Origin of the sequence: Streptomyces mayonensis, assembly GCF_018982965.1 — a bacterium.
GTDB classification, from domain to species: Bacteria; Actinomycetota; Actinomycetes; order Streptomycetales; family Streptomycetaceae; genus Streptomyces; species Streptomyces mayonensis.
This window is the reverse complement of record NZ_JACBYP010000071.1, coordinates 28140-42929: the sequence shown is the minus strand read 5'-3', so window position 1 is coordinate 42929 and position 14790 is coordinate 28140. Positions and strand designations below refer to the sequence as shown.

Sequence of the window (14790 nt, the reverse complement as noted above, 5' to 3'; positions counted from 1 at the left end):
TTCGGGGGGTCTGCGTGTCCGGTGCGCGGGGGTTCGTACGGGGGCGGCGGTACGGCGTGGAGGTACCGGGGCGGCGGTACGAGGTGGGAAGCACGGGGACGGCGGTACGGGGCGGAGGCACGGGACGGTGCTACGGGGCGGAGGTGCGGGCGGGTCGCTCGGTCGGCAGGCCTGCACGACTGTCCGCACCCCGCACCCCGCGCACCCGCCCGGCCGGTGCGGCTGTCCGCAGCCGCATGCCGGGTTCGGTACCGTCGTGCGACGGGTTTTGCCGCGCACCGTCCCGGAGGGGAACGTGGGGATCGAGAGCGATCAGGTCGTCTTCGAGTATCTGAGCCGTGTCGGCGACGTGGCCCAGCAGCGGCAGTTGCCGTCGGCGGACCGCATGCGGCTGGTGTCCGAGCTGCGCAACGAGATCGACCGGCACCGCTCCAGGACCACCGTGGACAGCCCCGCGGCCGTACGCCGCATCCTGGACCGGCTCGGCAGCCCCGACGACCTCGTCACCGCGGCGGGCGGCACCGGCCCGGTACGGCAGCAGGCCGCGCCGTCCCCCACCGCCGTACCCGAGCAGCGGGACCCCGCGCCCCGCGACGCCCCGCCCACCGGCGAACCGCGCGGCACCGAGCGGCGCGGCACCGAGCGGCGCGGTGTCGAGTGGCGCAAGGGCAGGCGGCGGCCCGCTCCGCCGCCCCCGGCCGCCCCTGCGGCGGCCTCCCCTCCGCACCGGGCGGGCGCCCACGAACTGGGCGACGGCGAGGACGCGCAGCCGGACTGGTGGCGGGTCGACGACGCACCGTTCGCCGGCGTGGGCGGCCTCGGCGACAGCGTGCCCGGATTCGTCGGCGGCGTGGAGATCCCCGAGCTGCTCAAGCCGCCGCCCGGACCGGAGGACGAGGCGGAGAAACAGGGCGCACCGGGCGGAAAGGAACCCGTGGAGGCGGCGGAGATCGTCGAGCCGGTCCCCGGTACGGCCGGGGGGACCGGGCGCCGCCGGCTGCCCCGCGTGTGGCCCGACGGCGGCTGGAACAACCCCCTCCTGCTGCTCGCCGCCGCCCTGCTCGTCGCCGGTGCCGTCCTCGGCAGCCTCGTGCCGCTGGGCCTGGGCTGGCTGATCGCCTACCTCTCCCGCCGGCTGACCCCGGCGCAGTCGAAGTGGGCGGTGCTGGGCCTGCCCGGCACGGTGGCCGCCGCCGGTGCCGTCTGGCTGTGGGGCCGTGTCGACGGGCGCTGGGGCGACCCGATCGCCGACGGGCACATCAACGACGCCGTCGCCGACACCTGGCCCTGGGTACTGCGCACCGCGGCCGTCGCCACCGCCCTTTACCTACTCTGGCGCTCCCGCGCACCCCGCGGCTGACGGGCACCGCCGCTGTGGGCGCACCCCGCCCCGCGCCTGACGGGTGCCGTCCGGGTTGACCGGGCCGGGACCGGCCGGGGGGAGGGGGGAACGGATTGACCGGGACCGGCCGGGGGCGGACGGGCTGCCCGGGACCGGCCGAGGGCCGGACGGGGGTGACCCGGACCGTTCGGGCCGACCGGAAGGGGCCGGGAGCCAACGAGGCAGACGGGGCCCGGCCGGCCCCGTGGCGGCGCCCGGCACAATGGGAGTCATGTCCTCCACGACCAGCCGCCCCGCGCCCACCGTCGGTTTCGACCTCGACATGACGCTGATCGACTCGCGCCCCGGCATCCGGGCCTGCTACCTGGAGCTGAGCGCGCGGACGGGGACGTACGTCGACGCCGACCTGGCCGTCACCCGGCTCGGGCCGCCGCTGGCCGAGGAGTTGGCCCACTGGTTCCCCGCCGAGGAGATCCCGGCCGTCGCCGACCTGTACCGGGAGATCTACCCGGCGTACGCGGTCGAGCCGACGCCCGCGCTGCCCGGCGCCCGTGAGGCCGTCGAGGCGGTGCGCGAGGGCGGCGGGCGGGCGGTCGTCGTCACCGCGAAGCACGAGCCCAACGCCAAGCTGCACCTGGCCCACCTCGGCATCGAGCCGGACGCCGTGATCGGCGGCCTGTGGGCCGAGCAGAAGGCGGTCGCGCTGCGCGAGCACGGCGCGGAGGTCTACGTCGGCGACCACGTCGGCGACGTACGCGGTGCCCGGGCCGCGGGCGCCCGCTCGGTGGCCGTGCCCACCGGCCCGTGCGACGCGCGGGAGCTGCGCGCGGCCGGTGCCGACGTCGTCCTGGCCGACCTGACCGCGCTTCCGGCCTGGCTCGTCGCCTACCGGGACGGCGACGCCGAGGGGCTCGGCGGGCTCGACGCGGCCCGCGCCTGACGCCGCCCGGCCGCGATCGACTGGATCACCCCGGCCCCCGCGACCAGGAAGCCCACGCCCATCAGCATGCTCAGCCCGAACATGTAGGTGGGGAAGGGTGTCGTACCCAGCAGGAGCGGGGCCACCGTGACCAGTGTGGCCACGGCGCCGACGAAGAAGACGACCGCTCCGGCCCGGATCAGCCGGTCGCCGGGCGCGGCGGAGTTCACTCGGGTTTGTTCACGCACCCGACCAGAGTAGTTCCCGGCCCCCGCCCGCCCCGGTGCCCGGTGCCTACTGCCTCTTCGGGGCGTCCGCCTTCTCCAGCTCACGGACGACAACCTGCTTGCCCTGGCCCCACGCGGTCTTCTCCAGGCTGTTGTTGCTCTTGCGGGAAAACCTTTCTCCGGCGGCGACCTCCTCCTCGCTCAGCACCCGTCCGCACCACTCCCCCCGCCCCACCACCTGATCGTCGAACGGCACGGCGGCACCCTGCCCGAGGACGACCCACTGGCCCTCGGACCAGCGCAGGGCGAGGATGTAGGTGTGGCCGGTCTCCAGCCGGGAGGCGGACGGGGCCGTCTTCTTGATCCGCGTGCCGCTCCGGTACACCGACCAGCCGGGCGCGGTCATCTCGAACTCCTCGGCCAGCGTCTGCCGGGGGCGTTCGGCGGACCACAGCACCTCCTCCGCGCGCAGTGCCACCGACCGGTCGACCGTGTACTCCAGCGCTCCCTCGCCCATGTCCTCCCTGTTGGTCTCCCGCTCGCTGGTCGGTGCCGCCACCACCACGTGGTCCGCGTTCGCCTTCCAGTCGGCCGCGGTCCGGGAGGCGTAGGCGTCGCTCACCAGGCCGCAGCCCACCACGGTCTGCAGTCCGTCCTGTCCGACCAGTACGCCGCCGACGAGACCGGCCAGGCCGAGGACGGCGACGACAGGAGCGCCGGAGGAAGCAAGACGTCGGGCAAGGTTCAACGTGGAACACCTCATAAGCAGATATACGAAGATATTGGGCAGGCAGGGCCGGGCCGGTCGGATGCCGACCTGCTGTCTCCCGGGACGACCGTGCTGTGCGGCGCGTTCCGCCGCGGGAGGGAAAGCGCCGTGCCGGAGAAGTGGAGCGCCGGGCGGGAGAGGGGGAGCGCCGGGCGGGAGAGGGGGAGCGCACGGGCCTGTCGGCGCGTGGGGGCGGACCGGCCGGCACGAGGGCGTCGCAGCAGGGGCCGCGTCCGGTGGCCCTCACCCCTCGGGCGCCGCCGTGGCTGCGGCGGAGCGGAGGATCTGCTCGACGCCGAAGCGGAACCGCGTCTCGAAGTCGACGGACATGAACTCCTCCAACACCGAGTCCAGGGCGGCGAAGCGCTGTGCGTCCACGTTGGCGCGCAGGCGCTCGCGCTCGTCGGCGGGCGCGGCCTGTTCCTCCTGGACCAGGCCCAGGGTGAAGTAGAAGAGGTTCCAGGCGGTCCACGCCGCAGTCCTCGGAGTGGGGCAGGCCTCCAGGAGCGCGGTCATCAGGCGGTCGGTGAAGGCGAGGGTCCGCGGTTCCGCGGGGAAGGTGCCCGCCACGAGCAGGGCGCCGTCGCGGTGCCCGAGCATCGCCCGGCGTAGTCGCCGCACCAGTTCGGCCGCCTGCTCGTGCCCCTGACCGGGCAGGTCCTCCAGGGAGACCTCCCCGAGGACGGCGTCGGCCATCGTGTCCAGGAGCCGGTCCTTGGTGCGGATGTGCCACATGACGGTGTTCATGCTGACGCCGAGTTCCGCCGCGATGGTCCGGGTGGAGAGCTTGGCGACGCCGCCCCGGTCGAGTACGTCGAATGCCGCGCCGACCACGTGGTCGAGGGTGATCCCGACCTTGGCGCGGTCGGCGGTTTGTTTCTTGGTCACCGATCGAGTATATCTGGGTCCCATCGCTCTTGGTCACTGTTAGAGAGGCTGGGTATGGGAAAGAACGTTGTCGTCGTCGGCGGTGGGCCGACGGGCATGTGGCTCGCCTGCGAACTGCGCTTGGCAGGCGTCCCCACGGTGGTTCTCGAACAGGACGTGGACATCGACCAGCACTCCCGGGCGCTGACGGTTCATCCCCGGACGATCGAGACACTCGCGCTGCGCGGCGCACACGGCGACCTGCTGGCCGAGGGCGGCCGGATCCCCAGCGGGCACTTCGCGGTCCTCGACGACCGTCTCGACTTCCGTCCGCTGGACACCGACTTCCCGTTCACCCTCACGATTCCGCAGGCGCGGACCACGGAGCTGCTGCAGGCGCGGGCCGTGGCCCTCGGGGCGGACGTGCGGCGCGGTCACCGGGTGACGGACTGCGCGGCCACCGGCGCCGAGGCGACCGGCGGTGAGGTGGCCGACGGCGTGGTGGACGGCGGTGAGGTGGCCGTGTCGGTCCAGGGGCCGGACGGTGCCTACGTGCTGGAGGCCGCCTACGTCGTCGGGTGCGACGGCACGCGCAGCCTGGTGCGGGAGCGCGCCGGGATCGACTTCGACGGCACCCGTTTCACCGCGCTCGGGGCACTCGCCGACGTGGTCCTCGCCGACCCGCCGTCCGGGCCCGTCACGAGCGAGTGGACGACCGACGGCACGCTGATGCTCGTCCCGCTGTCCGGCGGCCGCCACCGCATCGCGCTGCACTCACCCGAGGACCTGCGCACCGACTGGCCGGGCGAGCCGACCCTCGAGGAGATCCGCGCGCGGGTCCGCCGCATCGCGGGTACGGACTACGGGATGCACAGCCCGTCCTGGCTGTCCCGTTACGGCAACACCAGCCGGCTGGCCCGGCACTACCGCAAGGGCCGCTTCCTGCTGGCCGGTGACGCGGCGCACCAGCACATGCCGATGGGCGGTGTCGGTCTGAACGTGGGTGTGCAGGACGCGATGAACCTCGGCTGGAAACTGGCCGCGACCCTCCAGGGCCGGGCGGGCGACGCGCTGCTGGACACCTACCACGACGAGCGGCACCCCGTGGGCGCCGACACGATCGAGCACACCCAGGCCCAGACCGCCCTCATGGCCGGTTTCTCGCCGCAGGGAAGCGCGCTGCGGTCTCTGCTGGGCAAGCTGATCGCGCAGCAGCCGCAGCTCCGGGACGCTCTGGCGGGACGCCTCTCGGGGCTGTCCGTGCAGTACCCGCCGCCCGGCCCGCACCACCATCCGCTGACGGGGCACCGGGCCCCCAACCTGCGGCTCTCCGACACGGAGCACCTGTTCGACCTCCTGAGGGACGGCCGCCCCGTCCTCGTCGACTTCGGCCGCGTCGACGGACTCGGCACCGGCGGCGTCGACGCCCGTACGAACCGGTACCGGTGCCCGCCGGGCGGAGAGCAGTCCCGCCCGGCCTGGGCCGCCGTCAGCGCCGCCCTGATCAGGCCGGACGGATACGTCGGCTGGGCGTCGGACGAAACCGACCCCGACGCGCTGTCGGCCGAGACCGGGAAGGCCGTCGCGGCCCTCCACCACCCCGAGCCCGAACACCCCGAGCCCGAAAGGCACCACGCATGATCCACCGCATCGAACCGGACGGCGTCTTCGGCCTTCCCGACCTGATCAGCCAGGTGTCGGTCCCCTCCGGCCGCGACCTCGCCTTCCTCAGCGGGCAGGTGGCCTGGGACGAGGAGGGCCGTGTCGTCGGCGAGGGCGACCACGTGGCACAGGTCGAGCAGATCGCGCGCCGCATCGACCGCGTCCTCCTCGCGCTCGGCGCCGGGCGCGAGGACATCGTCAAGGAGACGGTCTACGTCGTGGACTACGCCCCGCGGCTGGCCCCGGCCCTCCTCGGCGCCCTGCACGGTACGCCTCCGCCCTCGTCCACCCTGGTCGGCGTGGCGCAGCTGTTCGCCCCGGAGTTCCTGATCGAGGTCGAGTGCGTGATCGCCCTGCCCTCCGCGGCGGAGGAGCTCGTGGGATGACGGACACCGACACCGACACCGGCACCCACACCCACACAGTCGCGGGCACGAGCACGGGCACGGTCCGGCCCGGGCGGGCGCTTCTGGCGCTCACCCTGACCGTCTCGGCGGTCCTGCTGGGCAGCACCGTCCTCAACGTGGCGTTGCCCACGATGCAGGAGGACCTCGGCGCGAGCACCACCGAGCAGCAGTGGTTCCTGAACGCCTACACGCTCACCTTCGCCGCGTTCCTGCTCGTCGCGGGCAACACGGGCGACAGGTTCGGCCTGAAACGGCTTCTCGTGTGGGGGTCGGCCGCCTTCGCCGTCACGACCTCGGTCACCGGCCTGCTCGACTCGTCCGCCGCCATCATCGCCGCGCGTGCGCTGACGGGCGTGGCCGCGGCCGCCATCATGCCGACCACCCTCGCGGTGATCCTGCGCGTCTTCCCGCCCGGCGAACGGGCTCGCGCCATCGCCTCGTGGGCGGCCGCCTCCGGGCTGTCCATCTCACTGGGCCCGCTGCTCGGCGGGGCCCTGCTGAGCGCGGGCCTGTGGTGGGGGTCGGTCCTCGAACTCGTCGCCCTGCTCGCGCTCCTCGGCCTGGCGGCCGCATGGGCGTGGATCCCCGCGATCCCGGCGGGCGGCCGGGGAGAACTGCGAGTGGCGCCCGTCGCGGCGTCCCTGGCCGGCATCGGTCTGCTGCTGTTCGGAGTGGTGCACGCCACGGACCAGGGGTGGACGTACGTGGGCACCTGGCTGCCCGCGGCGGTCGGCACCGTAGTCCTGGCGGGCCTCGCCGTGGCCGAGGCCCGCCACCGCGAACCGCTGCTCGACGTCGGCCTCTTCAGAAACGCCTCGTTCACCGTCGCCGCGGTGGCCCTCACCCTCGGCTCGTTCGTCGTGTTCGGCTATCTGTACTTCACCACGTTCTACCTGCAGATCCTGCGCGGCTATTCACCGCTGCGGACCGGGCTGCTGCTCATACCCCTGTCGGCGGGCCTGGTGGTCGGCGCTCCGCTCTCGCGCAGGGCGACGCAACGGTTCGGTGCCCGGGCGACGATCGCCACCGGCCTCGCGATCATGGGCGGGGCCTTCGCGGGCGTCACCGCGCTGGGCGCACGTACCGGGGTCGGCTGGTTCGTCGTGGACGCGTTCGCCCTGCAGCTGGGGTTCGCCCTCGCGCTCGCCCCCGGCACCACGCTGGCCTCCTCGGCGCTGCCCGCGGAGCGGGCGGGAGCGGGGTCGGCGCTGCTGAACACGCTGCGCCAGCTCGGCAGCGCGCTCGGCGTGGCCGTGCTCGGATCGGTTCTGTGGTCCCGTTACGCGGGCGCGGTGCACGACCGTCTCCAGGGTTCCCCGGCGAGTGTGCGGGACACGGCGTCCGAATCGCTCGGCGCGGCGCTCGCCACGGGCGACCCCGCGGCGGTGGCGGCCGCCGGACCGGCCTTCCTCGGTGCCATGCACACCGCCGCACTCGTCGCGACCGGAGTGTGCGGGGCGGCCGTGCTCGTCACGCTGTTCACCCGTACGTCCCGGGGCGAGGGCGGCGAGAGCGCCGTGGCCCGGAGGCCGCCGGCACGACGCAAACGCACCGCCCAGCGCGTGTGACGCCCCGCGGGGAGCGGGCGTTCCGCGCGACGGGCGCCCTGCTCCGCGCCGGACGGCTGTGCCGGGCCTCCGCGTCGAGCAAGCATCCTTCCCGGGCATCCGGTCCGGGGCCCCGCGTCACTCCGGGACGTGGACGTGGGCGCGGACGCGGACGTGGGCGGTCACAGTCCTGTGGCGGTGCGGATCAGTCCGGCCAGGGCGAGTGAGCGGCTGTGCGCGGGCCAGGCGAGGTGGGTGACGACCGGGGGCGCGTCGGTCAGGGGGACGGCGGCGTGTTCCGCCCACAGCCAGGCGCGGGCCGAGTCCGGGTAGACGGCCACGGTGCGCCCCAGGGCGATCAGCTGGGCCAGCTGTGTCTGGTCGTGGATCTCGGGGCCGGGGCCGGGCGGGAACGTGCCGTGGCGGGACCAGCGGGCGAGGGGGAGGCCGGGGACGTCACTGACGTCGGCCATGGACAGAGACCCGCGCGCGGCCAGGGGATGTCTGGCGGGCAGCACGGCGATCTGACCCTCGGTCATCAGCTCCTCGCTGTCGAAGCCGGTGAGGGAGTTGAAGGGCTTGTGCATGAGCGCCGCGTCGGCACGGCCGTCGCGCAGCATCCCCTCCTGCTCGCACGTACCGCTCGGCAGCACCTCGATCTCGGCCGCGTCGGGCTCGGCCGCGTAGGCGTCGAGGAGCTTGTGCAGCAGCTCGTGGGACGCGCCGGCTTTCACCGCCAGCACCAGGTGGCTGCGAGGCCCACCCGGTCCACCCGGCCCGGCGGCGCCACCGGCGCGGCGGGTGCGGCGTGCGGCGGCGGTGGTCGCGTCGAGCGCCGCGCGGCCCTCGTGCAGCAGCATCTCTCCGGCCCCGGTCAGTTCGACCCCGCGGCGGTCGCGTTCCAGCAGGCGGACACCGAGGCGCCGCTCGAGCCGCTGGACGGCCCGGGACAACGGCGGCTGCGCCATGCCGAGTCGCTGGGCGGCGCGGCCGAAGTGGAGTTCCTCGGCGACAGTCAGGAAGTACCTCAGCTCACGGGTCTCCAAGGCGTCCATGGTGTCCGTGGTGTCCATGGCCAGAGCGTAACTCGCTGATACCCGCCCGGTATGAGAGCGCGCGGCATCGGTATTGGATGCGCCGCCCGTCCCCGAGTGAACATCGACTGCGTACGCGGACGAAGACCCGCGCCGGTGGCCCGCAGGAGAGCGGGGAGACACCGCATCCGGCGCGCGAGCAGCACCCCGCGCAGGCAACCGCCCGCGATCCGGCTCAGCGCGAAAGCGCTCAGCGCGCCAAAAAGACACGGAAAGACACGGAAAGAAACCTCAGCATGAACACATCTCCCACGTCCCTGCCCGGCGGCACCCTCGCCCTGGGCGACCTGACCGTCACCCGCTTCGGCTACGGCGCCATGCAGCTCGCCGGCCCCGGGGTCATGGGCCCGCCCGCCGACCGCGACGGCGCGCTCACCGTCCTGCGCGAGGCCGTCCGGCTCGGGATCACCCACATCGACACCGCGGACGCGTACGGGCCACGCGTCACCAACGAGCTGATCCGCGCGGCGCTCCACCCCTATCCCGACGAACTGCACCTCGTGACGAAGGTCGGCGCGGTCCGTGACGAGCAGGGCGGCTGGCCCCCCGCCCGGCGGCCCGACGACCTGCGCCGCGCCGTCCACCGGAACCTCGAAGACCTCGGCCTCGACGCGCTCGACGTGGTCAATCTCCGGCTCGGCGACGCACAGGGCACCCTGCCGGGCTCCCTCGCCGAGCCGTTCGAGACGCTCGTCGCGCTCCAGCAGGAGGGCCTGATCCGGCACCTCGGGGTGAGCAACGCGACCGCGGAACAGATCGCCGAGGCGCAGACGATCGGACCGATCGTGTGCGTGCAGAACATGTACAACCTCGCCCACCGCCAGGACGACGAACTGATCGACGACCTCGCCGGCAAGGGCATCGCCTATGTGCCGTTCTTCCCGCTGGGCGGCTTCACCCCGCTGCAGTCCACGGCGCTCTCCGCCGTGGCCGCCCGGCTGGACGCGACGCCGATGTCGGTCGCCCTGGCCTGGCTGCTGCGACGGTCACCGAACATCCTGCTCATTCCCGGCACCTCGTCGGTGGCGCACCTGCGCGAGAACATCACCGGTGCGGGCCTGGAACTCTCCGACGAGGACCTCGTGGAACTGGACCGGATCGGCGGCTGAGCGACCCGCTCCGACCCGGCTGACACCCGGCTGACACCCGGGCGGAGAAGGAGTGCCGGCGCCCCGGGATTCCCACTGGCCCCTGCCCCCACGGGCGGGGGCCCGGTGCTGTTCACGGGCGTGATTAAGGCCGTGTGCCGTGGGGGAGACCCCCGGTAGGCTGTCTCAACGGCAGTTCAATGGGCGTCCGGCCAGTCCGGCGGCGACAAGGGAGCGTGTGCTTTGCCGACTGGCAAGGTCAAGTGGTTCAACAGCGAGAAGGGCTTCGGCTTCCTCTCCCGCGACGACGGCGGTGACGTCTTCGTGCATTCCTCGGTCCTCCCCGCCGGAGTCGAGAGCCTCAAGCCCGGGCAGCGCGTCGAGTTCGGGGTCGTCGCCGGACAGCGCGGCGACCAGGCCCTGTCCCTGGCCCTGCTCGACCCGGCTCCCTCGGTCGCCGCCGCGCAGCGCAAGAAACCGGACGAGCTGGCCTCCATCGTCCAGGACCTGACGACCCTCCTGGAGAACATCACACCGATGCTGGAGCGAGGCCGCTACCCCGAGAAGACCGCCGGCAAGAAGATCGCCGGACTGCTCCGCGCGGTCGCCGACCAGCTCGACGTCTGAGACGTCCGGGACGCCCGACCGTCCGCCCGTCCACCGGTCCGCGCTCCCGGCCCGGTACTACGGGAACGCCAGTGCGTCGGGGCCGAGGGCCGGCACCAGTCCCTCGGCCGCCGCGCGGGTCAGCAGGCCGCGGATCGCCGCGTAGCCGTCCTCGCCGAGGTCGGCGGTGAACTCGTTGACGTACAGCCCGATGTGCTGGTCGGCCACGGCCGGGTCCATCTCCTGGGCGTGCTCCATGACGTACGGCCGGGACGCCTCCGGGTCGTCCCAGGCCGCCCGGACCGAGGCACGGACCGCGTCCGCCAGCCGGGTCAGGGCCTGTTCGCCCAGCGAGCGCCGGGCGATGATCGCGCCGAGCGGGATCGGCAGCCCGGTGGTCCGCTCCCAGTGCTCGCCCATGTCGGCGAGCTTGTGCAGCCCGTAGTTCTGGTACGTGAAGCGCGCCTCGTGGATGACCAGTCCGGCGTCGACCTTCCCGTCGCGCACCGCGGGCATGATCTCGTGGAAGGGCATGACCACGATCTCGCCGACCCCGCCGGGCACGGTGTCCGCCGCCCACAGGCGGAAGAGGAGGTAGGCGGTCGACGTCTCGCTGGGCACCGCGACCGTCCGGCCGCGCAGATCCGCGCCGGCCTCCCGCGTCAGCACGAGCGGGCCGCAGCCCCGGCCCAGCGCGCCGCCGCAGGGCAGCAGGGCGTAGTCGTCGAGGACGTACGGCAGTACGGCGTACGACACCTTCAGCACGTCCGACTCGCCGTGCTCGGCCATGCCGTTGGTGATGTCGATGTCCGCGAACGTCACGTCGAGGGCGGGGGCGCCCGGGACGCGGCCGTGGGCGAGGGCGTCGAAGACGAAGGTGTCGTTGGGGCAGGGGGAGTACGAGATCCGCAGGGTCCCGGCGGTCCCGGTCGAGTCGGTGGTGTCGGCAGTGTGGGCGGTGTCAGCCGTGTGCGTCATGTGGGGTCCAACTCCTGAGGACGGGGGCGAGCTTCCCGAAGGCTTCCGTCAGTGCTCCGAGTGCCTCGCCGATGCGCCAGGCGGCCCGGTCGCGCGGGCCGACGGGGTTCGAGACGGCACGCAGCTCCAGTACCGGCACGCCGTGTGCCGCGGCGGCCTCCGCGACGCCGAAACCCTCCATCGCCTCGGCGAGGGCGCGCGGGTGGCGCTCGCGCAGCAGCGCGGCGCGTTCGGCGGTGCCGGTGACGGTGGACCCGGTCAGGACGGTGCCCGGACGGGCGCCCGTCGCGTCGGCGGCGGCGACGACGAGGCCGGGCGGCGGGTGGTGGGTGACGGTGCCGAAACCGAGGTCGGTGACCGGCAGGAAGCCGTCGGCGGTCTCGGCACCCAGGTCGGCGGCGGTGATCTCGTCGGCGACGACGAGCGAGCCGACGGGCGCGCCCGGTGCGAACCCGCCGCCGATGCCGGCCGAGACGACCAGGGCGTAGGGGGCGCCGTCGAGGGCCGCGGCGGTCAGCGCGGCGGCGGTGGAGGCGGCGGCGAGGGCCGGGCCGACACCGGCGGCCAGCAGGTCGGGGCCACCGTCCGGGAGCCGGTGCAGGACGGTCCCGGGGCGGGGCAGCTCGGTGACCGGTCCCGGGAACGCCCGTGCCACCGCGTCCCGTTCGACGGGCACCGCGGTGGCGACGAGGATGCGCGCGGAGGACGTGGTCAGCTGTCCTTCTTCAGCTTGAAGGACCACAGACCGGTCGCCTTCTCGCTGCCGGTCTTGCCGTCACCGGCCTTGATGGTGACGAGCGTGGAGTCGCCCTGGGCGCCGTACTGGGCGTTGAAGAACACGCTGCCCGGGACCGTCCGGTACGTGTTGTCCGTGTCGTCCGTCAGCTGCTGACCGTTCATCAGGATCGTCCAGCGCTGGTCCGCGACGTCCGGGTCGACGCCGAAGCGGACCGTGTCGTCGGGGTTGACCGTGATGGACTTGACGCTGTCGTCCTGGAGGCACTTCTGGATCTCCGAGGTCTCCAGGACCTTGTCGTCGCCACCGCAGGTGGCCTCGGAGCTGACCGAGTCGCTGCCGACCGTGACCGTCGACATCGGGGTCGGCTCGTCACAGGCGGACAGCAGGAGCAGTCCGGCGGATACGGCGCCGGCGGCGGCGACGGCGCGGCGGCGTCGCACTACGCCGTGTCCGATAGCGGCAGTGCCGCGGGCAAACGTGGTCATGGGCGAAGGCTATACGGCGCCCGGGGCCCGCTCCCCACCTGGGTACGGCGCGGCGTGGTCACGCCACCCTCGGGCGCGCCGGGCCCCCGTGCCGCGCCGAGTCGAGCAGGCCGCGTACGGTCGCCAGCCACCCGGCGGCGACGATCGCGGCGGCCACCGACAGGCCCAGTGTGCCGTTGAGCGGCAGCACGATGCCGACCGCGCCGCCGAGCACCCAGGAGACCTGCAGCAGCGTCTCCGAGCGCGCGAATGCCGAGGTGCGCACCTGTTCCGGCACGTCCCGCTGGATCAGCGCGTCCAGGGACAGCTTGGCCAGCGCCTGCGCGAACCCCGCGACCGCCGCCAGGCACGCCACCAGGAAGGCGCTGAAGAACACCGCGGCCGTGACCGCCGTGCCCAGCACGACCGCGACGACGGTCACGATGATGATCTCCGGCGCGCGGGAGCGCAGCCACGCGCCGACCGCCGTGCCCAGCGCGTTGCCCGCACCGGCCGCGACGCCCACGATCCCGAGCGACACCGCCGCGCTCTGCCCGGTCATCGGGTGCACCCGCAGCAGGAACGCCAGGAAGAAGATCAGGAACCCGGACAGACAGCGGATCCCGGCGTTGGCGGCCAGCGCGTGCGTCACCGCCGGGCCGACCGTACGCAGCCCCGGCCGCTTCGCCCGGCCCCGCAGCGGCCCCGGCAGGTGCCCCTCGTCCGAGGCGAGCAGCGCGCGGTCCTCGCCGCGCGCCGAGTCCACCTTCCGCGGCAGCGTGAACGACAGCACCGTGCCCGCCACGAAGATCACGAACGCCCCGTACAGCGGCCAGCGCGGCCCGACCTGCTGCAGCCCCGCCCCGATCGGCGCGGCCGCGCCGGTGGCGAGCAACCCGCACAGCGTGACCCGTGAGTTCGCCTTCACCAGGGAGACGCGGGGCGGCAGCAGCCGGGGCACGACCGCGCTTCTGACCACCCCGTACGCCTTCGAGGCGACCAGCACGCCCAGCGCGGCCGGGTACAACTCGATGCCGCCGGTGGCGACCGCTCCCGACAGCACCAGCGCGAGCAGCGCGCGGGCGCCCATGGCGGTCGCCATCGCCGCGCGGCGGCCGTGCGGCAGCCGGTCGAGCAGCGGGCCGATCACCGGCGCGAGGAGGGTGAACGGAGCCATGGTGATCGCGAGGTAGAGCGCGACCCGGCCGCGGGCCTCGTCGGTCGGTACGGAGAAGAAGACGGTGGAGGCCAGCGCAACGGTGATCATGACGTCGCCCGCGCCGTTCACGCCGTGCAGTTCGATCAGCTTGCCGAGGCCCGACTCGCCCGCCCCGTGCGCGTGCGTCGCCCGGCGGATGCCGCGCGCGGTGCCGGTCACCGGCAGGCGCAGGACCCGTCCGAACGCACGGAACCGGGAGCCGGGTCCACGCCTCCGGCTCCCGCTCTTGAACTCCGTCCGTGCGGCTGCCACCCCGTCATAGTGCCCCGAGAGCCGGGGCTGTAGCGCACATACGCCACGGACGACGCTCCCGAAGCCGCACCGATGACACACTGCGGCCTCCGCTGCGGCCCCGCTGCCGCCTCCACTGCGCCCCCCCGCACTGCGGCCCACTGAGGCCTGACTGCGAGGACACTCCGGACACCGAAGCCCGGCCCGGGACGGGACGGCACCTGGCGGCGGGGCGGGCGGCATCCCGTGCGGGCCCCGCGGGCCCCGCGGACCCCGCGGACCCCGCGGGCCGGGGGCGGCTTCGGCGACAGCGCTGTGAGCCCCGTGCGGGCCGGGACGACACCCCGGCGACACCCCGGCGACACCCCCGGGCAGGACGCGGCGACATCCCGGGCAGGACCCGGCGACACCCCGGGCGGACCCGGTGGTCTCGTGGTCGTTGCCGGACCGTACTCTGCTGAAACTCCCGTCGGTGTAGGCCCAGGGCACGTGAGCAGGTAGCGTGCGTAGCGCGCCGTGGCGAACGTTCTCGGCCGCGCGCCGTACGGCCATCCCGCAGAATGGATGACGTAGGTGCGCCCGAGCGCGATCGGGCGCGGACGTCGACGCGGTCCACAGGTCCGCTCCGTCC

At 73.9% G+C, this 14790-nt stretch carries 15 protein-coding genes; 7 read left to right on the top strand and 8 right to left on the bottom strand.

What is annotated here, in order from left to right; translation table 11 throughout:
- Positions 1-295: 295 nt before the first annotated feature.
- Positions 296-1360, top strand: coding sequence for a hypothetical protein (locus HZS56_RS24295; protein WP_216722899.1), 1065 nt, complete (start codon positions 296-298; stop codon positions 1358-1360).
- Between the two features lie 244 nt (positions 1361-1604).
- Entirely contained in the window at positions 1605-2282 is a 678-nt protein-coding gene (locus HZS56_RS24290; protein ID WP_374201200.1) for an HAD family hydrolase, read from the top strand.
- Here HZS56_RS24290 and HZS56_RS24285 read toward each other — a convergent pair.
- The 3 genes from HZS56_RS24285 to HZS56_RS24275 form a co-directional block, all read right to left on the bottom strand.
- Complete coding sequence (locus HZS56_RS24285) at positions 2228-2509, bottom strand: hypothetical protein (protein ID WP_216722897.1); 282 nt, start codon at positions 2507-2509, stop codon at positions 2228-2230. The genes HZS56_RS24290 and HZS56_RS24285 overlap by 55 nt on opposite strands.
- Positions 2510-2555: 46 nt before the next feature.
- Entirely contained in the window at positions 2556-3236 is a 681-nt protein-coding gene (locus tag HZS56_RS24280; RefSeq protein WP_253914781.1) for a hypothetical protein, read from the bottom strand.
- A gap of 264 nt (positions 3237-3500) precedes the next feature.
- On the bottom strand, positions 3501-4145 hold the full coding sequence (locus HZS56_RS24275) for a TetR/AcrR family transcriptional regulator C-terminal domain-containing protein (protein ID WP_216722895.1): 645 nt from the start codon (positions 4143-4145) through the stop codon (positions 3501-3503).
- Between the two features lie 54 nt (positions 4146-4199).
- Here HZS56_RS24275 and HZS56_RS24270 point away from each other — a divergent pair, with 54 nt between their 5' ends.
- Genes HZS56_RS24270 through HZS56_RS24260 form a run of 3 tightly spaced genes read left to right on the top strand, consistent with a single transcriptional unit; the run spans position 4200 to position 7761 of the window.
- Complete coding sequence (locus HZS56_RS24270; protein WP_216722894.1) at positions 4200-5765, top strand: FAD-dependent monooxygenase; 1566 nt, start codon at positions 4200-4202, stop codon at positions 5763-5765.
- Positions 5762-6172: a RidA family protein gene (locus tag HZS56_RS24265; protein WP_216722893.1), complete on the top strand. Its 411-nt coding sequence runs from the start codon at positions 5762-5764 to the stop codon at positions 6170-6172. The genes HZS56_RS24270 and HZS56_RS24265 overlap by 4 nt, the downstream gene beginning before the upstream one ends.
- Entirely contained in the window at positions 6169-7761 is a 1593-nt protein-coding gene (locus HZS56_RS24260) for an MFS transporter (RefSeq protein ID WP_216722892.1), read from the top strand. The genes HZS56_RS24265 and HZS56_RS24260 overlap by 4 nt, the downstream gene beginning before the upstream one ends.
- Positions 7762-7922: 161 nt before the next feature.
- Here the strand turns inward: HZS56_RS24260 and HZS56_RS24255 are convergent, their stop codons facing one another.
- Entirely contained in the window at positions 7923-8795 is an 873-nt protein-coding gene (locus tag HZS56_RS24255) for a LysR family transcriptional regulator (protein ID WP_216722903.1), read from the bottom strand.
- Between the two features lie 275 nt (positions 8796-9070).
- On the opposite strand from HZS56_RS24255, the gene HZS56_RS24250 reads away from it, so the two are divergent.
- Together HZS56_RS24250 and HZS56_RS38790 are read left to right on the top strand one after the other, a co-directional pair.
- Entirely contained in the window at positions 9071-9943 is an 873-nt protein-coding gene (locus HZS56_RS24250; protein WP_216722891.1) for an aldo/keto reductase family oxidoreductase, read from the top strand.
- Positions 9944-10165: 222 nt separating this feature from the next.
- Positions 10166-10549, top strand: coding sequence for a cold-shock protein (locus HZS56_RS38790; protein WP_003974650.1), 384 nt, complete (start codon positions 10166-10168; stop codon positions 10547-10549).
- A gap of 57 nt (positions 10550-10606) precedes the next feature.
- Here the strand turns inward: HZS56_RS38790 and HZS56_RS24240 are convergent, their stop codons facing one another.
- Genes HZS56_RS24240 through HZS56_RS24225 form a run of 4 tightly spaced genes read right to left on the bottom strand, consistent with a single transcriptional unit; the run spans position 10607 to position 14180 of the window.
- Entirely contained in the window at positions 10607-11506 is a 900-nt protein-coding gene (locus tag HZS56_RS24240; protein ID WP_253914779.1) for a 1,4-dihydroxy-6-naphtoate synthase, read from the bottom strand.
- The gene (locus HZS56_RS24235; RefSeq protein ID WP_216722890.1) at positions 11490-12248 is read right to left on the bottom strand and encodes a futalosine hydrolase; all 759 of its coding nucleotides are present in this window, start codon (positions 12246-12248) and stop codon (positions 11490-11492) included. Before HZS56_RS24235 ends, HZS56_RS24240 begins: the two co-directional genes overlap by 17 nt.
- Positions 12218-12730 carry a DUF2771 domain-containing protein gene (locus HZS56_RS24230; protein ID WP_253914778.1) on the bottom strand — a complete coding sequence of 171 codons (513 nt, stop codon included), beginning with the start codon at positions 12728-12730 and terminating at the stop codon, positions 12218-12220. Before HZS56_RS24230 ends, HZS56_RS24235 begins: the two co-directional genes overlap by 31 nt.
- 58 nt (positions 12731-12788) lie before the next feature.
- Positions 12789-14180 carry an MFS transporter gene (locus HZS56_RS24225; protein ID WP_216722889.1) on the bottom strand — a complete coding sequence of 464 codons (1392 nt, stop codon included), beginning with the start codon at positions 14178-14180 and terminating at the stop codon, positions 12789-12791.
- Positions 14181-14790 lie beyond the last annotated feature (610 nt).